Genomic DNA, 17,112 nt, shown 5'->3' with positions numbered 1-17,112 from the left:
GCATCCATGCTCGCACAGGAAATCATCGGCGGCACGTCGCCAACGTCCCATGTGTCGTGCGAGCGGATGCCTGCCCCGACGTGGTCTGAAGCCCGGCAGTTAGCCTTCGATTGCGCTGTTCCGCTTGCGTCGGCGTCTGTGCCACTGGCGGACGCGATCGGATACATGCTGACCACGGAAGTGACGGCGCAGCAGGACCTTCCGCACTACGCGTCCTCTGCCATGGATGGCTGGGCTATTCATGGCAGAGGACCGTGGAAGATCACGACGGCGGGGCTGCCGCTCTCATCAGGAGAAGCCAGCGTCATTGCCACTGGGGGCCTGGTCCCCGACGGTGCCGTAGCGGTACTTCGGAAAGAGAGCGGACAGGTCCTCGACGCCGGATACGGGCTGCAGCTCTCACTGAAACCAGATGCGAAACCCGGCGAGACGCTCCCCGGCCGCCACATACGGCCAGCCGGTGAAGAAGCCCGAACCGGCGACGTCCTCGTACCCGCCGGCACACTCCTCAATCCTGCACACATTGCCCTTGCTGCCGTAGCAGGCCACGACGAACTGCAGGTACAACGCAAGCCGCGGGTCGCCGTCGTACTTACCGGTTCCGAGGTGGTGACCTCGGGTATGCCGGCAGCGGGGCAGGTGCGCGACACGTTTGGCCCGCAACTCGGCGCAGTGATTTCACAGCTGGGCGGAATTCCAGGCAGCCAGCAACGGATCGGCGACTCCTACGAAGAGTGGCTGTCCGCACTTGGCGGCCCGCTCGGAGGTGAGCGTCCCGATGTCACGATCACCACCGGCGGCACTGGGAAATCCGGAACGGACCACTTCCGCACTGCAGTGGCCGCGCTCGGTGGGCGCTTACTGCTCGACGGCATCGCCATGCGCCCGGGGCATCCTGCGGTACTGGCTGAACTTCCGGACGGCCGCTTCATCATCGGCCTCCCAGGCAACCCCCTGGCCGCCATGATGGCCCTCATGACCATCGGTGAGCCACTGCTGGCTGCCCTCCAAAACCGGCCTCTCCAGACAGCTGGCCACCTCACGTCCGGGGCGGACATCGATCCGGGCCCAGGCCGGACACAACTCATTCCCTGCACCTTTGTCCACGGCCTCGCTTTCCCTGCTTCACACACAGGCCCCGGCATGATGCGCGGGCTGGCTTGGGCGGACGGCTTCATGGCCGTTCCCCCTGACGGAGTGGAAGCAGGCGAACCCGTCCCGGTCATGCCGCTGCCCTGGACCAGCGCCTGGTCAAGTGCCTGGACAAGCGCCTGGTCACAGGCGCAAGCAACCATCGATGTCCCCAACCAGCCAGGAAGGTACGCACCATGGCACGGATGACACAGCGCCGGAAGATCCACCGCTTCCATCTCGACGGGACAGGTACCGAATATCCGGTGCGGTTCAAGGAAGACGTCCTGGCCGCCGAAGAGCCCCTGGAAATCAGGATCGGCGGCCGCTCCTTCGCTGTGACCATGAGGACTCCGGGAGACGACTTTGACCTGGTGGCCGGGTTCCTGGTGTCCGAAGGCATCATCCGCAGCCAGTCCGAGCTGATCTCCCTGCGTTTTTGCGCCGGCGAGAAGGACGGGACGCAGACGTTCAATGTGGTGGAGGCCCAGCTCCGCTCAGACGTACAAATGCCGGACACCATGCGCCACGTGTACACCTCCAGCTCATGCGGCATCTGCGGGACAGACTCCATCGAGGCCGTCCGCAAGACCCTCCATTTCGACCCCTCCCAGGACGGGCTGCGGGTTCCCGTTGACATCTTGGCCGAACTGCCCGAACGCCTCCGGGAAGCCCAGGCAGTGTTCGACAGGACCGGTGGCGTCCACGCGGCCGGGCTCTTTAGGCTCGACGGCGCCACCCCCGAGCTCCTCTGTTTACGGGAGGACGTGGGCCGCCACAACGCCGTGGACAAAGTGGTGGGCTGGGCTTTGCGCCAGGATCTGCTGCCACTGACGGGATTGGTCCTGCAGGTTTCAGGGCGGGCATCGTTCGAGCTTGTCCAGAAGGCGGCCCTCGCCGGCATACCTGTCCTTTCCGCAGTGAGCGCGCCGTCCAGCCTTGCCGCCGACCTCGCCACTGAGACCGGCGTGACACTGGTTGGCTTCAGCCGCGGACACAGCCTCAACGTCTACGCCGGACGTGACAGACTGGTCCGCCCCCGCAAGGTGGCCAGGGAGGAGGCTTTGGTCGGGATCTGACCGCCCCTTCTGCGGGTTTATGTGCAGGGCCCGTGTCCGCGTCGGACTAGGATGAGGAAAGACGAGGAGCAGGCCGGGCAGGGCTTTACGGCCTGGACCACCTGCTTGGGACAACGACACGAGGCATCATGGCCCCAACTAACAATCCGGACATCGAGAAGGACGCAGACGCCCAGGGCGGAGGCGTCCAGTCGGTGGACCGCGCGCTCCAAATCCTGGAAATCCTCGCCCGCGAAGGCGACGCCGGTGTCAGTGAAATTGCTGACGAGATGGGCGTCCACAAATCCACGGTGTCCAGGCTTGTGGGCTCGCTGGTTAACCGCGACCTTGTCCGGCAGAACAATGAGAGGGGCAAGTACCAGCTGGGTTTCGGCATTCTCCGGCTGGCAACATCCATCCCCGGCAGGCTGAGCGTGGTGCGCGAGGCAAGGGAAGTACTGGAAGCGCTCGCGGCTGAGTTCAAGGAAACTGTCAACCTTGCTGTGCTTCGATCCAACTATGCCGTCAACGTGGATCAAGCCATGGGCCCCTCAACGCTTGCCACCTACGACTGGGTGGGCAGCCTGACGCCACTGCATGCCACGTCCAGCGGCAAAGTGCTCCTGGCCGCGCTGACAGCTGACGAACGGAACCAAGTCCTTAAGACCGTCGGACTCCCAGCCCGCACACCCCGAACCATCACCAACCGTGGGGAGCTGGAGAAGCAGCTGCTCGACGTCGCGCGGAACGGCTACGCGGTGGTCCATGAAGAGTTCGAAATCGGCCTGACGGCCGTGGCCGTGCCTATCTTCAACCACATGGGCAGTGTCATCGCCGCAGTAAGTATCTCCGGCCCTGCCTTCCGTTTTGCTCCTGAGGAGCAGGCAGGGCTCATAGAGGCCCTCCGCGAGGCTGGCTTGGCCATCAGCGCCAAGATGGGCTACCGACGCCGCTAGGCGCTGCCCGCCCGGCCCGCCGCGTAATGCACGCCTTTAAGTAAAGCTAGCTGGCGTCGCTAGCGTGCCAATTTTTCGCCTTGAATGTCGCTTGTTACGCAACAGTAACCACTATGCGCAACTGCCCGAGGGGCCTCGGGGCAAGTGTCAAGATGCCTGAAGTGGAAAAGAAACACCTTGACATTGACCTGTGACGGGGCGCACTCTGTTGCATAACGCGAGAACTGTTGATCCTTGCGAGACGCAAGAAGGCGACTAAGCCTAGGCGCCACAAATCCCGTTCGCCGACCAAAAGAGGTGCACCATGCACAAGGCCTGCCCCATCAGTGAGCTCGATTCGGGGCAGGCGCTCCGACTTGATACTGCTCCACAAATGATGGTCATGGAGTCGGACGAAGCCCCCAACCCTCTACCCGCTCCCACCCTCCAGGGCCATGTATAAACCCAAGCCCATGACTCGCCGAGCAAAGGACCCGCTCATGGCTATAAATAGTGATCTAAAGCCTCTAACTCCCGAGGAAGTGCCCGCCACGGATAACCTGGCCGACACTCCTTCATCACGTAGAACCAACCGCCTGGAAAACTCCGGGGACGTCATCAGCGTCTCCCCGGAGGAAACCAACCCCGCAGTCCTCGACGACGAGGACGGAGGCGCAGAAACACTGCCGGATACTGAGGAATACGCACAGATCCTTGAAGAACTGCGCCATGCCAGGACCGAGCAGGCAGTTACTGCCCGCCGGAACCAGAAACTTACGCTGGACAAAGTCACCTTCGGAATCACGGGCGCCATAGCCGTCGCCTTCGTGGTCTGGGGCTTCGTCGGCCGGGACAGCCTCTCCGAAACTTCCAAAGGCGCCCTGAACTGGGTCATGGAATACACCGGCTGGCTCTTCATGGTTCTCGCCTCCTTGTTCGTCGTCTTCGTCCTCTGGCTCGCCCTGGGCAAGTTCGGCAACATCCCGCTGGGCAAGGACGGCGAGAAGCCGGAATTCCGTACCGTCTCCTGGGTAGCGATGATGTTCGCCGCCGGCATGGGCATCGGGCTCATGTTCTACGGCGTGGCTGAACCGCTCTACCACTACATCTCGCCACCACCGGGCACTGTGGACGGCCGCACCCCTGCTGCCATCCAGACGGCCATGGCCACCTCGATCTTCCACTGGACCCTGCACCCTTGGGCCATGTACGCAGTAGTGGGCATCGCAATGGCTTACGGCACCTACCGTTTGGGCCGCAGGCAGCTGGTCTCTGCAGCGTTCACGTCGCTCTTCGGTATCAGGATGGTGGAAGGCCCCCTCGGGAAATTCATCAACATCCTGGCCATCTTTGCCACCCTGTTCGGTACTGCCGCTTCCCTGGGCCTTGGCGCCCTTCAGATCGGCAGCGGCATGACCTCCAACGGCTGGGTGGGCGAGATCGGCACGCCGGTACTCGTGGTGATCGTGGCCATCCTTACCTTCTGCTTCGTCGCATCAGCAGTCTCCGGCATCAGCCGCGGTATCCAGTGGCTTTCCAACATCAACATGGTGCTGGCAGTCGTCCTGGCGCTCATCGTGTTTGTTGCCGGCCCCACCTTGTTCATCCTCAACCTGATCCCTTCAGCCATCGGCGACTACGCCCGGGACCTGGCAGAAATGTCGTCCCGGACCGAAGCGGTTGGCGACGAAGCACTGCGTAGCTGGATGACCAGTTGGACCATTTTCTACTGGGCCTGGTGGATCTCCTGGACGCCCTTCGTCGGCATGTTCATTGCACGCATCAGCCGCGGCCGAACCATCCGCCAGTTCGTCACCGGCGTTCTGCTGGTGCCAAGCATCGTCAGCGTTATCTGGTTCGGTATCTTCGGTGGGGCTGCCTTCCACGTCCAGCAGGAAGCTGACAAGGCCGGCACACCCGGTTTGGTGACCATGGCCAACGGTGTGCCCTCCGTCAATTTCGACGGCGCACTCTTCGATCTCGTCAAGAACCTTGGCATGCCCGGCTGGGCCACAGCAGCTGTGATCGTGCTGGCCATGGTGCTGGTGGCAATCTTCTTCATCACTGGTGCAGACGCAGCCTCCATTGTCATGGGATCGCTCAGCTCCAACGGAGCAGAACACCCCCGGCGTGGAGTAGTGATCTTCTGGGGAAGCCTTACCGGTGCAGTAGCAGCGGTCATGCTCCTGGCTGGCGGCGACGAACCATCCGAGGCTTTGGCCGGACTTCAAAGAGTCACGATTGTTGCCGCGCTACCGTTCGTCATCGTCATGCTGCTGCTCTGTTTCGCCCTCACAAAGGACCTGCGCCGTGATCCCCTGTCACTGCATAAGCGCTTGGCGACATCCGTTGTTGAACGCGCGATTCGTACGGGCGTGGAACAACATCGGGGCGTTCAATTTGACCTGGTGACCAGGCACGAGTGTGCGGAGGACTGCCCTGACTCCGACTGTCCCGGCGGAACTCCGACCGGAAGCATCCCCAGGGTTCAGTCTCCCCGGACCGACCCAACCGACAAGTAAGGTATCCCGCCATGACTCAAACCCATGAACAAGAAAGCACTCTCCGTGTCTCCACTGATTCCGGAGACACCGTGAGCTTCACCCTGGATGCAACGAAACCCGTAACGGTCAAGCTCCAGGTTGACGGTGGTTGCACTTGTGGAAGCACCGCCACCGTCCAGGGCTCCTACGTAAATAGCGACTTAGGCAAGCGCTGACTATTCATTTCCAACACAAAAAGCAGGCGCCGGATTGATTCCGGCGCCTGCTTTGTTGTGTGCGGGTCAGGCAGCTTACTTGGGCATCAGCACGGAGTCGATCAGGTAAACCGTTGCGTTGGCCGTGTGGACGCCGCCGCAAATCACGTTGGCGCCATCAACTGTGAGTGCATCTTTGCTGCCGCCAACGGTCACTTCGCCGCCCTGGACTGTCTTGTGCATACCGACGATCTGGTCCGGGCTCAGCTGGCCAGGGACTACGTGGTAAGTGAGGATCTTGCTCAGCAGGGCATCGTCCGTCTTGAGAGTCTCAATGGTGGCGGGGTCGATCTTGGCGAACGCATCGTCAACAGGTGCAAAGACGGTGAATTCGCTGCCGTTGAGAGTGGAGACCAGATCCACCTTCGGGTTGAGCTTGCCTGAAACAGCGGCAGTCAAAGTCTTCAGGAGCGGGTTGTTCGAAGCGGCAACGGCAACCGGGTCCTGCGCCATTCCCACTACCGAGCCGGCACCATCCGGAACCTGGGCGGCGTAACCGGCACAGCCGGGGCCAACAAGATCACGGGCGGGATCCATGGCGGCGCTGGTCATGGCAGAAGCCGACGGCGACGGTGCCGCGGACGTCATCTCCGGGGCGGCGGACGACGACGCCGACGACGGAGGCGTGCTGGAGCTGCTTGAACCACCACAAGCCGTGAGTCCGAGAAGGGCGGCTGCAGTGAGGCCAACGAAGGCGAGGGCGGGGCGCTTTGTGGACAACATGTCATTCTCCTTGTTCGTGGAACCAGGGCATTGGGTCCATTGGGTGTGGGCACTGGCTGCCCGGCGCTGCTTCTGCGTCGCCGGCGGTTTGTGCCTCACCAGCTATTCGGAGGTCGCACCGGCGTGGATGGGTGCGGATTGAAAAAGTTTTCAAACCAAGCCATCGCGGCTTCGGCTCCGAACTGCTTACAGATATCCGGAGCCGGCACCCTTCACGGCCGGTCCGGCGACGTTGGGAGACGCAATGCTGCAATTAGCACTTATCGGCCTGCTGGGTGGGCTGATTACAGGTATTTCGCCCTGCATCCTGCCCGTCTTGCCGGTCATCTTTCTTTCCGGAGGTGTGCAGGGTGCGCGCAAAGGCACTGTAACTAGCTGGCGCCCGTACTTAGTGATCCTGGGCCTGGTGATCAGCTTCAGCACCTTCACGCTGGTTGGCTCGTTCCTGCTGACCTTGGTGAACCTGCCGCAGGACCTGCTTCGATGGATCGGGCTGGTGGTGCTGGTGCTCATTGGTTGCGGCCTCATTTTCGATCGTTTCCAGCACATCCTGGAGAAGCCGTTCTCCTGGATCCCGCAGCGCAAAGTAGGCACCGAAAACGGCGGGCTGGTGCTGGGACTGGCGCTCGGCGTCGTCTACGTCCCCTGTGCAGGACCAGTGCTTGCTGCCATTGCCGTGGCCGGCGCCACCGGCCAGGTGGGCCCCGAAACCATAGTCCTCACGTTGACGTTTGCCCTCGGTGCAGCCGTTCCGCTGCTGGTGTTCGCGCTGGCTGGCCGCCGCGTCGCAGAGCGCGTCAAGGCCTTCCGGAAGAACCAGCGCAAGATCCGCATCGCCGGTGGCGTCATGATGATCGCCCTCGCAATCGGCCTGGTGTTCAACCTCCCGCAGCTGCTGCAGAAACTCGTGCCCGACTACACCTCCACACTCCAGGAGCAGGTCCAGGACAACGAGGCCGTGAAGAAAGCCCTGGATCTTGGTGGCCTGGTAAATGACCAAAACCGCGAGCTGGACAAGTGCAGCAACGGCTCCACCGATCTGGAATCCTGCGGGACGGCGCCGGATATCAAGGGCATCCAGGAGTGGTTCAACACCCCCGGCGGTCAGGCCGTGAACTTGAAGGACCTCAAAGGCAAGGTGGTCCTGGTGGATTTCTGGGCCTATTCCTGCATCAACTGCCAGCGCTCCGTTCCGCACCTGACCGATTGGTACAGCAAGTACAAGGACTCCGGCCTGGAAATCATCGGCATCCACTCCCCCGAGTATGCGTTCGAGAAAGAGACCCGCAACGTTATTTCCGGCGCGCAGGACCTGGGCATCACCTACCCCGTTGCCATCGACAACACCCTCTCCACCTGGACCAACTACCGCAACCGCTACTGGCCGGCCCACTACCTGATCGATTCAGAGGGAACGGTCCGTCACATCAAGTTCGGCGAGGGCGGCTACCAGACCACGGAGAAGCTGATCCGCAAACTCCTGCAAGAGGCGAACCCTTCAGCGGCGCTCCCCGCGCCCATTGAAGCGTCCGACGACGGCCCGGTAGCAGGTACCACCACTCCGGAGACGTATTTGGGCACCACTAAGAAGGTCAACTATGCGGGCACGGAACCTTATAAAGCCGGGGTCGGGCTGTATTCGATGCCGCCGAATCAGCCCGGTGACAGCTTTTCCTTGAAGGGTTCGTGGGATCTCGGAACGCAATCCATCACCCCTGCCAGCGCCGGTCCTTCCATTGCCCTGAATTACCACGCCAAGCAGGTGTACATTGTGGTCAGCGGTGAAGGCATGATCGACGTTGTCCGGGATGGGAAGACCACGTCCATAGCGGTCTCAGGGACGCCGACGCTCTATCAGATCGTGGACGACTCCGGGATCCACGAGGGCAAGCTGGAAGTCAAGATCCCACAGGGCATCCAGGCGTACTCCTTCACATTCGGATAGGGTGCGCTGCTGGAAGCAGGATAGGGGGCCGTGCCCGCTTCGCGATGCCCTCCACGCCGCGCCCCCTATCCAGCTTCCGCTTCATCCTTAGACATACGGCTTCGTGATCAGCTCCAGCGCGTGGCCCGACGGGTCCTTGAAGTAGACGCCCCGGCCACCGTGCTCCGTGTTGGTCTCGCCCTCACGGGTCATCTGCGGATCCGCCCAATGCTCGACGCCGGCACTCACCAGACGCTCATAGGCACGGTCAAAATGCTGGTCGTCAACGAGGAAGGCGTAGTGCTGCATCTGGATCTCGACCGGTGGCTCGTCGAATTGGAGCATTACGCCGCCAGCCAAGGTCAGGTTGGTGAAGGGCCCCCAGCTGGGTGCTTCGTCCGCTTCGAGGATGGACCGGTAGAACTCGGCGGAAGCGACGCGATCGGTGGACGCGATGATGGTGTGGTTAAAAAGGGCGGGCATGCATGACTCCTTGTTGTGTGGATTTCGTTCGATGGGTTTCAGGGTCATCAATCCACGGGGAGGAGCGCGCGCAGCGCTGGCGCATGTCAGAGTTCGGCCGGGTAGCCAATCCGTGCAGGGCAGGTGCCCGATCCGGTCATCACGTCCGCCAGTCTAGCGAAGAGTTGGGCTGCGGTGACAGGATGGGCGGCATGGGAATCGAGGTTCGCCCGGCAACGGTGTTCGAGGACGTGAAAACCATCGTCGGCCCCAAACGTCCGGACGCCAATGTGTGCTGGTGCCTGAGTTACCGGATTCCCTCGAAGCAGAACCTCGAGCTCCAGCGGGAGGAGCGGGGAAAGTTCGTGGAAAAGCTGGTTGCGGAGGATCCGCCGCCAGGCGTTCTCGCTTACGACGGCGGCGAAGTAGTCGGGTGGGCTGCCGTGCACCCCCGGGCCGACACCAGCTTTGCGACTAGCCGAAAGATCCCCCACGCGGACAAAGCCGATGTGTGGTCTGTCTGGTGCATCAGGGTGCGGCCCGGGCATCGCGGCAAGGGCATTTCGCACAAGCTGCTAAAGGGTGCAATTGACTTCGCAAAGAGCCATGGCGCGCCAGCCATTGAGGGCTACCCCGTGGACAACAAGGGCAACAGGGTGGACCTGACCATGGCGTACGTGGGGACCCGCAGGCTGTTCGAGAAAGCGGGCTTCACAAAGGTCGCCGAAACAACGTCCGTCCTCAACGGCTTCCCGCGAGTGCTGATGCGGCTGGACCTGCGCCAACCCAACTAGGGGACAGCAAACGGTCCACTGGGCTCTCATTGGAGCATGTGCTGTCCCCTACTTGGGTCAGGATCCCTGCAGTTTCGCCGTCATGCGATGAGCTTCCTCGAGCAGCAATTTGCCGAGGAATTCCTGTCGATCAGGACGGAACCGTGGTTCGATCCCCGTCAAGGAAAGGGCCCATGCCGGGCGCCCCTGTTGGTCAAAAACGGCCGCGCCCATCCCCCAGCTTCCTTCAAGGATCAGCCCCGGGTTCACGGAGTAGCCCGCCAGCCGCGTGCGCTCAAGGTTGTTCCGCACCACGTCAACGGAATGCCCCATGGCAAAGTCGCCAGCGTGCGCCGGCCAGTTCTCAAGCAGGGTTTCCTGCTCGTCGGTGGGCAGGAAGGCCATGATGGCCGTTCCTGCCGAGGCAACTCCCAAAGGAAAACGTACGCCTTCATGCAGCACGAAGGATCTCACCGGGAACGAGCCTTCCTCGCGCAACACGCAGACGGTTTCGTTGCCGCGTCGGATGGAGAAGAACGCACTCTCGCCTGTCTCGGCGGCGAGGCGGCGCAGGCTCGGTCGGGCAATGTCCTCCATGGGAAAGCGCGCCGCCGCTACCGATCCCAGGAGGAAGATTTCCGGACCCAGAACCCACTTTCCCGCGGCTGAATCGTGTTCCAGCAATCCCTCCGCAGCCAGCGACGTCAGCAGCCGGTGCACGGTTGGCCGTGTCAGCCCTGATTCACGAACCAACCCGGCCAACGACGTCCCCTCGGGTTTGCGTCCCACCAGCCTCAGCAGCAGGGCAACACGGCCCACAACCTGGGCACCCTGCACCGGGTTTTGCGTGGATTTCTGTTCGGCCACAAAGCCTCCTGAAGATTTCGTCCACAATATGGACGCGATTGAGTCTACAGTCCACAGCGTGAGTAGCCAGGCCCTGAAGCCGTTGACCACAGCAAGGATCACTCCTAGGCTCCTTTACAGATAACCAGTCCACAACGTGGATACTTCCACAACAAAGACTCAAAGAGGAGTTCCAATGTCGAAGATGCACGCCAGCGCAACCGAAGCGCTCCAGGACCTGATGGCAGACGGCCTGACTATCGCCGTCGGGGGTTTCGGCCTGAGTGGCATCCCGGCCGACTTGATTGACGCCGTCCGGGAGTCGGGCGCCAGGGATCTCACCATCGTCTCCAACAACATGGGCGTGGATGGCAAGGGCCTCGGCGTGCTGATCGAAGCAGGCCAAGTCAGGAAGGTCATCGCCTCGTATGTCGGCGAAAATAAGCTCTTTGCCGAGCAGTACCTGGCCGGCAAGCTCGACGTCGAATTCACTCCGCAAGGTACCCTCGCCGAGCGCCTCCGCGCTGGCGGTGCCGGCATCCCTGCCTTCTACACGCGGACTGGCGTGGGCACCCTGGTTGCCGAAGGCAAGCCGCTGGAAGAGTTCGACGGCGTGACGTACGTCCGCGAGCGCGCCATCACCGCCGACGTCGCGCTTGTCCACGCCCACACCGCTGACACGGATGGAAACCTGATCTACCGCTACACGGCGAGGAACTTCAACCCTGTGGTTGCAACAGCCGGCGCCGTCACCATCGCTGAGGCGGAGGTCATTGTGCAACCGGGCGAGCTCGACCCCAATCACATTGTCACGCCCGGCGTCTTCGTCCAGAGGCTGGTGCAGGCCAGCACGCGGGTTAAGGACATCGAACAGCGCACAGTCCGCCCGCGGCGCGAAGCGCTCACGGTCTAGAGAAGCGCTAACGGTCTAAGAGAATAAGGAGCACACATCATGGCTTGGACACGAGACCAGATGGCCGCCATTGCGGCTGAAGAATTGAACGACGGCGACTACGTCAACCTCGGCATCGGCATCCCCACCTTGGTGGCCAACAACCTGCCCGACGGCGTGCGGGTGGTTCTCCAAAGCGAGAATGGCCTGCTCGGCATGGGCCCGTTCCCTTATGAGGGCGAGGAGGACGCGGACCTGATCAATGCGGGTAAGCAGACCGTCACCATCACAGCGGGTGGAAGCATTTTCGATTCCGCCACGTCCTTCGGCATGATCCGCGGCGGCCATGTGAAGGTGGCGATTCTGGGGGCCATGCAGGTCTCGGGTCGCGGCGACCTCGCCAATTGGACCATCCCGGGAAAGATGGTCAAGGGCATGGGCGGCGCCATGGATTTGGTGGCCGGGACACCGCGGGTAGTGGTCCTCACCGAGCACAATGCCAAGGACGGCTCGGCCAAAATCGTCACGGAATGCACGCTGCCGCTCACCGGGCTGAGGTGCGTTGACCGGATCATCACGGACCTCGCGGTCTTCGACATCGAGGCCGCCGCTGAAAACAACGACGGCGGCACGAGCCTCCTGCTCACCCGCCTCGCCCCGGGTGTCACGGTGGAAGAGATCCGCAGCAAGACCGAGGCGGAGTTCACGGTGGCACTCACGTATGAAGAACACACACTTGAAGGAGCAAGCGCATGAGCTTGAAGGACCAGTTCGGCAAGGACATCCTGCTCACAGGATGGGGACACAGCAAGTTCGGCAAGCTCACGGACCACACCCTCGAATCATTGATTGTCCAGGTAGCCGGTGAAGCAATCCGCAATTCCGGGCTTGAGCCCAAGGACATCGACGAGGTCTATCTCGGCCAATTCAACTCAGGCATGCAGCCGCTGGGATTCACGTCGTCGCTGGCCCTGCAGCTCTCTGCAGACCTGGCCAATGTCCCGGCGACGCGCACGGAGAACGCTTGCGCTTCCGGTTCCGCCGCATTCCAGCAAGGCGTGAAGGCTGTGCTCGCCGGAACTGCCCGCAATGTTTTGGTGATCGGCGCGGAGAAGATGACCGACGCCGGAGCGGACGTGGTGGGGGCAGCCTTGCTTGGTGCGTCGTACGAAATGGCGGGTAAGGCGTCCACCACAGGGTTCACAGGGTTGTTCGCGGAGGTGGCGAAGCACTACGGGAAGCGCTACGGCACGGGCATAGACGCGGCCACCTACCCCGGCGGCCTGGGCGATGTCCTCGGTTCCATTGCAGCCAAGAACCACCACAACGGCATGGATAATCCCTACGCCCAGATGCACCGGGATTTTGGCGAGGAATTCTGCCGCACCATCTCGGACAAAAACCCCATGGTCGCGGACCCCTTGCGCCGTACGGACTGTTCGCCGGTCTCGGACGGTGCGGCCGCCGTCGTGATTTCAACGTCGGCTACCGGCGGCGCAACCGCACCTGTGCGCTTGGCGGGCTTCGGTCACGCGAACGATTTCTTCCCCGCGGAGAAGCGCGATCCCACCGAGTTCGCCGCTACCCGTGTCTCTTGGGAGCGGGCGCTGGGCATGGCAGGCGTGGGCATCGATGGACTGGACTTCGCCGAAGTCCACGACTGCTTCACCATCGCCGAGCTCGTCATGTACGAGGCCATGGGCCTGACTCCGCGCGGCGAAGGTTCGCGCGCTGTCCAAGAGGGCTGGGTGTATAAGGACGGCAAACTTCCCGTCAACGTGTCCGGCGGTCTTAAGGCCAAGGGTCATCCCGTGGGCGCCACCGGAGTGTCACAGCATGTCATTGCGGCCATGCAGCTCACGGGGACCGCCGGCGACATGCAGCTTCCCAATGCCCGGCGAGGCGCCGTCCAGAACATGGGCGGCGTGGGCATCGCGAATTACGTCAGCGTGCTGGAGGCGGTCTAACCCAAGTAAGTCGCAGCACTGCGCGTTTTGAGGGCTGAAAACGCGCTCAGCTGCGACTTACTTGGGCTACTTTGCAGCTGCGGCCAGACCGCGCCGCGATTCAGGGCTCGTTCCTATATATCCACGGCCCGCATTCCGTTAAGCTGGCACTATGTCCGCCGCTTCCGAGCGCAAGATGTTCAAACATTCCGGAACCGCTCTGCTGTTCCGGGGAATCCTGGCCGTGCTCTTTGGACTCTTGGTTGCATCTTTGCCAGTAACCACGGTCTTCGGACTGGTTTTCGTTTTCGGTGTCTTCGCAATCGTGGACGGCCTCACCAACGTGGCCCACTACTTTTACGACCCTTCACGCCATTCCGGCTGGACGATGGTGGGCGGCTTCATCTCCATCGCCGCCGGTTTAGTGGCGGTTGCGTGGCCGGGAATCACAGCTGCAGCCCTTGGCATCCTGATTGGACTCTGGGCCTTGGTCCTGGGGCTTTCCGAGATCATCTTCGCGTTTGCAGCAAGGAGCTCCGTCAATGGTTGGAGAGTCTGGCTGCTGACAGGTCTTGTGACGGCGCTTTTTGGACTGTTTGTCCTGATCAACCCCGGCTTCGGGTTCCTTGGCGTGGTGGGTTTGCTGGCAGCCTTCTCCGTAGTTGCGGGGCTGTTGTTGATCGTTTGCGGCGTCAAGATGCGCAGGGGCGCCTCGTCTTCGTTCATGTACGCCCACTGATCGTCCGTGTCGCGGCAGGCGTGCCGCAGCCCAGCAATCCTTCATGAGGGGATGCGCTTGGCGCCAAGTTCGGTAAGTTAGTGGCTGTGAAGATAGCTACCTGGAATGTGAACTCCCTCCGTGCCCGTGCCGACCGCGTCGAAGCGTGGCTTGAGCGCAGTGACTGTGATGTCCTGGCCATCCAGGAGACCAAGTGCAAGGACGATAACTTCCCGTGGGAGCTCTTTGAGCGCATGGGCTACGAGGTTGCGCATTTCGGCGTGAACCAGTGGAACGGCGTCGCCATCGCCTCGCGTGTTGGACTGAAAGATGTGGAGCGCACCTTCCTGGATCAGCCGATGTTCGGCAAGGCCGGCAAGGACCCCGCGCAGGAAGCACGGGCCATCGCCGCTACCTGCGGCGGCATCCGCATCTGGAGCCTCTACGTTCCGAATGGCCGCTCACTGGACGACGAGCACATGCCGTACAAGCTCAAGTGGCTTGACGTCCTTCAGGGCAACGCCGCGGAGTGGCTGAAGTCCGATCCTGCAGCACAGGTCGCACTCATGGGCGACTGGAACATTGCACCGTTCGATGACGACGTCTGGGACATCGAACTGTTCCGCAACAACAACTACACGCACGTCAGCGAGCCGGAGCGCGCCGCTTTCCATGCCTTCGAAACCGCCGGCTATACCGACGTCGTCCGCCCCTACACACCCGGCCCCGGCGTCTACACGTACTGGGACTACACGCAGCTGCGCTTCCCCAAGAAGGAAGGCATGCGCATCGACTTCTGCCTGGCTTCCCCGGCCTTGGCGGCCCGGGTTACCGGTGCTTCCATCGACCGCGAGGAACGCAAGGGCAAGGGCGCCTCGGACCACGCTCCCGTGATCGTGGAGCTTGCAGACTAATCACCGCGGATGGAAGAAAGGGGCCGGCTGGAGATGACTGGAAACCTGTATAGGGGCCAGGCAGGACTGCCGTTCTCTTCGTCCCTGCGCATTTACGAGCCCCTTGAGGCTTTTCCTCCCGAGCAGCAGCGCCAACTCGTGGCGGACAGCAGCAAGATACGGTCGCGCGCCGCCGTCGAAAATGCGGAGCTCCAAGCCTCGCTGGGCCGCATCACGCGGACCGGCGGGGACCCCTTCCCCACGGGGCGGACTGATTTGGTGCGCATGACGCGGGTTCCCGGCGGGCGGCACACTGCTGTGGACAGTGCCACAGACGCGACCGCTGGCGCGTCACCGCAGGAAAAAGACGCCCACGACGCCGGACGGCTGCTTTACTGCCCCAGCCAACTGGTGATTCGGGCAGGGTTGGCAGCGAACGCCCTCATGGATGGTGTGCACAGCCCGCTGGCTGATCTGCTGATTCCAGTTTCGCAGCGGGACAAGCATCAAGCCAGGATCGATCGCATCAACGCCGGGGAAGAAGCCAAGCGTGTCCATACTCGGGCCTCCACCTGGGGTATCCCTTTCAGTTGGTTCTCGCTTTTCGCTGAGTCTGACCGCAAGGATGTGGTCGAGTCGGATGGCCACATCCTCACCGTCAGGGTGTGGACGCCGTTGACGGAGGCCCTGGACCGGGCACGCTTTGCTGTAGCCCACCTGGCCTTGGCAGCTCCGGACCTGGACATGCTGGACGATCTCACGCAGCTCACCGAATGGCTGGAGTTGTTCCACGTCCAGTCCATGGTGGAGTTGGATTACGGGGCTGTGGCGGACAAGGTGTACCCGGACGAATCGCCCATGGATGTGCGCCTCGGTATCGAATGCCTGGCCGAGGGAGATATGACGGGCGCGGCTGCAGCTTATCGCCGGCTGGCCTCGCGCTGGATCCCCATCCGTCAGTTGGCGCGGGCCTCGTAAGCTTTCATCACCGGCACGGCGGTGCCGTTGTCTCCCGGACGATCAATTGGTGCGGCGCTACCTCTGAATGCACTGCACCTGCAATGCCATCGAGTTCATCCAATAGCATCTTGGTTCCCAGTTCGGCTTGGTCGTCCGGCCGTTGACCCACGGTTGTGAGGCCCAATGCTTCGGAAAAGTCGTGATCGTCGATGCCGATGACTGAGAGGTCCTCCGGCACGCGAACGCCGTGACGCGTGGCTTCGAAGATGACTCCCATGGCCATCTCATCGGAGGAACAGAAGATAGCTGTTGGCTTGCGTCCCGGCTGGTTCCAGAGCCGAAGGAATGCCTGCTGCCCGCTGGCAACTGTGAAGTCACCCCATTCGTCCCATTCAGGACGGACTTCCAAGCCGGCGTCGGACATGACTTCCTGGAAGGCGCGGATCCGGACACGGGGAACGTCGAAGTTCAGGTCTGTCTCGTCGTCGCCGTGGAGCAGGGCAATGTCCTTGTGTCCCAAGTCCAGCAGATGCCGCACGGCTGTGGACGCGGCGTCGTAATCGTTAATGCCGATGTAGGCGCAATCCTCAACGTGCCCGCCAACCACTACCAGCGGGATGTCGATCTTGTGGAGGTGTTCCAGTTCGTCCTCGCTGAGCGCCATACACAGCACCAGCAGCGCATCGATCTGTTTGTAGACCATGGTGGAGCTGAAGAGCCGCTCGCGATTGCTGCCATGGCCGCCGAGGTTGAACAGGGAGAGGTTGTACTTGCGCGAGTGCAGTTCCCTGTCCGCGCCTTCTATTGCTTTGGAGAAGAACCAGCGGCTGACGAAGGGCGCCAGAACTCCGATGGTGCGCGTGCGCCCAGTGGCCAGTCCCGACGCCGAGGACGACGCCACATAGCCCAGCGAGGCCGCGACTTCCAGGATCTTTTCACGCGTCGCAGGCGAAACCCGGGGCAGCCCCCTGACAGCCCTGGACACGGTGGCCGTAGACACTCCCGCTGCTGCTGCGACGTCCTCGATGCTGACACCTGTATGACCACCGCGCTGGGACCTACCCGTTGTGCGTGTCACAGGCCCCCCTCTCCG

17 protein-coding genes are annotated in these 17,112 nt (G+C 62.2%); 13 read left to right on the top strand and 4 right to left on the bottom strand.

Features of this window, described 5'->3' with window-relative positions:
* Window positions 1-6: 6 nt before the first annotated feature.
* The 5 genes from AC1DCM_RS08870 (at window position 7) to AC1DCM_RS08850 (ending at window position 5,843) form a co-directional block, all read left to right on the top strand.
* The gene (locus AC1DCM_RS08870; protein ID WP_477518003.1) at window positions 7-1,341 is read left to right on the top strand and encodes a molybdopterin molybdotransferase MoeA; all 1,335 of its coding nucleotides are present in this window, start codon (window positions 7-9) and stop codon (window positions 1,339-1,341) included.
* Window positions 1,329-2,210, top strand: coding sequence for a formate dehydrogenase accessory sulfurtransferase FdhD (gene fdhD, locus AC1DCM_RS08865; RefSeq protein ID WP_477518002.1), 882 nt, complete (start codon window positions 1,329-1,331; stop codon window positions 2,208-2,210). Before AC1DCM_RS08870 ends, fdhD begins: the two co-directional genes overlap by 13 nt.
* Before the next feature lie 128 nt (window positions 2,211-2,338).
* Window positions 2,339-3,145: an IclR family transcriptional regulator gene (locus AC1DCM_RS08860; protein ID WP_477518001.1), complete on the top strand. Its 807-nt coding sequence runs from the start codon at window positions 2,339-2,341 to the stop codon at window positions 3,143-3,145.
* 479 nt (window positions 3,146-3,624) lie between these two features.
* Window positions 3,625-5,646: a BCCT family transporter gene (locus AC1DCM_RS08855; RefSeq protein WP_477518000.1), complete on the top strand. Its 2,022-nt coding sequence runs from the start codon at window positions 3,625-3,627 to the stop codon at window positions 5,644-5,646.
* A gap of 11 nt (window positions 5,647-5,657) precedes the next feature.
* Window positions 5,658-5,843 (top strand): hypothetical protein, encoded by a 186-nt coding sequence (locus AC1DCM_RS08850; RefSeq protein WP_442002769.1) that lies wholly within the window; start codon window positions 5,658-5,660, stop codon window positions 5,841-5,843.
* A gap of 75 nt (window positions 5,844-5,918) precedes the next feature.
* Here the strand turns inward: AC1DCM_RS08850 and AC1DCM_RS08845 are convergent, their stop codons facing one another.
* Window positions 5,919-6,605 carry a fasciclin domain-containing protein gene (locus AC1DCM_RS08845; RefSeq protein WP_477517999.1) on the bottom strand — a complete coding sequence of 229 codons (687 nt, stop codon included), beginning with the start codon at window positions 6,603-6,605 and terminating at the stop codon, window positions 5,919-5,921.
* A gap of 244 nt (window positions 6,606-6,849) precedes the next feature.
* Between AC1DCM_RS08845 and AC1DCM_RS08840 the strand changes: the two genes are divergently transcribed.
* Entirely contained in the window at window positions 6,850-8,550 is a 1,701-nt protein-coding gene (locus AC1DCM_RS08840; protein WP_477517998.1) for a cytochrome c biogenesis protein DipZ, read from the top strand.
* A gap of 87 nt (window positions 8,551-8,637) precedes the next feature.
* Here AC1DCM_RS08840 and AC1DCM_RS08835 read toward each other — a convergent pair whose 3' ends face one another.
* A complete protein-coding gene (locus tag AC1DCM_RS08835; RefSeq protein WP_477517997.1) occupies window positions 8,638-9,012 on the bottom strand; it encodes a VOC family protein in 375 nt (124 codons plus the stop codon).
* A gap of 191 nt (window positions 9,013-9,203) precedes the next feature.
* Between AC1DCM_RS08835 and AC1DCM_RS08830 the strand changes: the two genes are divergently transcribed.
* Window positions 9,204-9,785 carry a GNAT family N-acetyltransferase gene (locus AC1DCM_RS08830; RefSeq protein WP_477517996.1) on the top strand — a complete coding sequence of 194 codons (582 nt, stop codon included), beginning with the start codon at window positions 9,204-9,206 and terminating at the stop codon, window positions 9,783-9,785.
* A gap of 57 nt (window positions 9,786-9,842) precedes the next feature.
* Here the strand turns inward: AC1DCM_RS08830 and AC1DCM_RS08825 are convergent, their stop codons facing one another.
* On the bottom strand, window positions 9,843-10,631 hold the full coding sequence (locus AC1DCM_RS08825) for an IclR family transcriptional regulator (protein WP_477517995.1): 789 nt from the start codon (window positions 10,629-10,631) through the stop codon (window positions 9,843-9,845).
* 175 nt (window positions 10,632-10,806) lie between these two features.
* On the opposite strand from AC1DCM_RS08825, the gene AC1DCM_RS08820 reads away from it, so the two are divergent.
* The 6 genes from AC1DCM_RS08820 (at window position 10,807) to AC1DCM_RS08795 (ending at window position 16,037) form a co-directional block, all read left to right on the top strand.
* The gene (locus tag AC1DCM_RS08820) at window positions 10,807-11,523 is read left to right on the top strand and encodes a CoA transferase subunit A (protein ID WP_477517994.1); all 717 of its coding nucleotides are present in this window, start codon (window positions 10,807-10,809) and stop codon (window positions 11,521-11,523) included.
* Between the two features lie 39 nt (window positions 11,524-11,562).
* Complete coding sequence (locus AC1DCM_RS08815) at window positions 11,563-12,258, top strand: CoA transferase subunit B (protein WP_477517993.1); 696 nt, start codon at window positions 11,563-11,565, stop codon at window positions 12,256-12,258.
* Window positions 12,255-13,469: an acetyl-CoA acetyltransferase gene (locus AC1DCM_RS08810; RefSeq protein ID WP_477517992.1), complete on the top strand. Its 1,215-nt coding sequence runs from the start codon at window positions 12,255-12,257 to the stop codon at window positions 13,467-13,469. Before AC1DCM_RS08815 ends, AC1DCM_RS08810 begins: the two co-directional genes overlap by 4 nt.
* Window positions 13,470-13,620: 151 nt before the next feature.
* Window positions 13,621-14,187, top strand: a complete 567-nt coding sequence (locus tag AC1DCM_RS08805) for an HdeD family acid-resistance protein (RefSeq protein WP_477517991.1) — start codon at window positions 13,621-13,623, stop codon at window positions 14,185-14,187.
* A gap of 86 nt (window positions 14,188-14,273) precedes the next feature.
* Entirely contained in the window at window positions 14,274-15,080 is an 807-nt protein-coding gene (locus AC1DCM_RS08800) for an exodeoxyribonuclease III (protein WP_477517990.1), read from the top strand.
* A gap of 33 nt (window positions 15,081-15,113) precedes the next feature.
* Window positions 15,114-16,037 carry a DUF8083 family protein gene (locus tag AC1DCM_RS08795; protein WP_477517989.1) on the top strand — a complete coding sequence of 308 codons (924 nt, stop codon included), beginning with the start codon at window positions 15,114-15,116 and terminating at the stop codon, window positions 16,035-16,037.
* 7 nt (window positions 16,038-16,044) lie between these two features.
* Here the strand turns inward: AC1DCM_RS08795 and AC1DCM_RS08790 are convergent, their stop codons facing one another.
* Entirely contained in the window at window positions 16,045-17,097 is a 1,053-nt protein-coding gene (locus AC1DCM_RS08790; RefSeq protein ID WP_442002782.1) for a LacI family DNA-binding transcriptional regulator, read from the bottom strand.
* Window positions 17,098-17,112 lie beyond the last annotated feature (15 nt).

The organism is Paenarthrobacter sp. 10N417, from assembly GCF_056394745.1.
This window is presented reverse-complemented; position numbering and strand designations above follow the sequence as displayed.

What these genes read in the sequence shown, in the direction of transcription:
- AC1DCM_RS08870 (WP_477518003.1), top strand. Translation starts at nt 7, where the DNA reads ATGCTCGCACAGGAAATCATCGGCGGCACGTCGCCAACGTCCCATGTG.
- fdhD (WP_477518002.1), top strand. Translation starts at nt 1,329, where the DNA reads ATGGCACGGATGACACAGCGCCGGAAGATCCACCGCTTCCATCTCGAC.
- AC1DCM_RS08860 (WP_477518001.1), top strand. Translation starts at nt 2,339, where the DNA reads ATGGCCCCAACTAACAATCCGGACATCGAGAAGGACGCAGACGCCCAG.
- AC1DCM_RS08855 (WP_477518000.1), top strand. Translation starts at nt 3,625, where the DNA reads ATGGCTATAAATAGTGATCTAAAGCCTCTAACTCCCGAGGAAGTGCCC.
- AC1DCM_RS08850 (WP_442002769.1), top strand. Translation starts at nt 5,658, where the DNA reads ATGACTCAAACCCATGAACAAGAAAGCACTCTCCGTGTCTCCACTGAT.
- AC1DCM_RS08845 (WP_477517999.1), bottom strand. Translation starts at nt 6,605, where the DNA reads ATGTTGTCCACAAAGCGCCCCGCCCTCGCCTTCGTTGGCCTCACTGCA.
- AC1DCM_RS08840 (WP_477517998.1), top strand. Translation starts at nt 6,850, where the DNA reads ATGCTGCAATTAGCACTTATCGGCCTGCTGGGTGGGCTGATTACAGGT.
- AC1DCM_RS08835 (WP_477517997.1), bottom strand. Translation starts at nt 9,012, where the DNA reads ATGCCCGCCCTTTTTAACCACACCATCATCGCGTCCACCGATCGCGTC.
- AC1DCM_RS08830 (WP_477517996.1), top strand. Translation starts at nt 9,204, where the DNA reads ATGGGAATCGAGGTTCGCCCGGCAACGGTGTTCGAGGACGTGAAAACC.
- AC1DCM_RS08820 (WP_477517994.1), top strand. Translation starts at nt 10,807, where the DNA reads ATGTCGAAGATGCACGCCAGCGCAACCGAAGCGCTCCAGGACCTGATG.
- AC1DCM_RS08815 (WP_477517993.1), top strand. Translation starts at nt 11,563, where the DNA reads ATGGCTTGGACACGAGACCAGATGGCCGCCATTGCGGCTGAAGAATTG.
- AC1DCM_RS08810 (WP_477517992.1), top strand. Translation starts at nt 12,255, where the DNA reads ATGAGCTTGAAGGACCAGTTCGGCAAGGACATCCTGCTCACAGGATGG.
- AC1DCM_RS08805 (WP_477517991.1), top strand. Translation starts at nt 13,621, where the DNA reads ATGTCCGCCGCTTCCGAGCGCAAGATGTTCAAACATTCCGGAACCGCT.
- AC1DCM_RS08795 (WP_477517989.1), top strand. Translation starts at nt 15,114, where the DNA reads ATGACTGGAAACCTGTATAGGGGCCAGGCAGGACTGCCGTTCTCTTCG.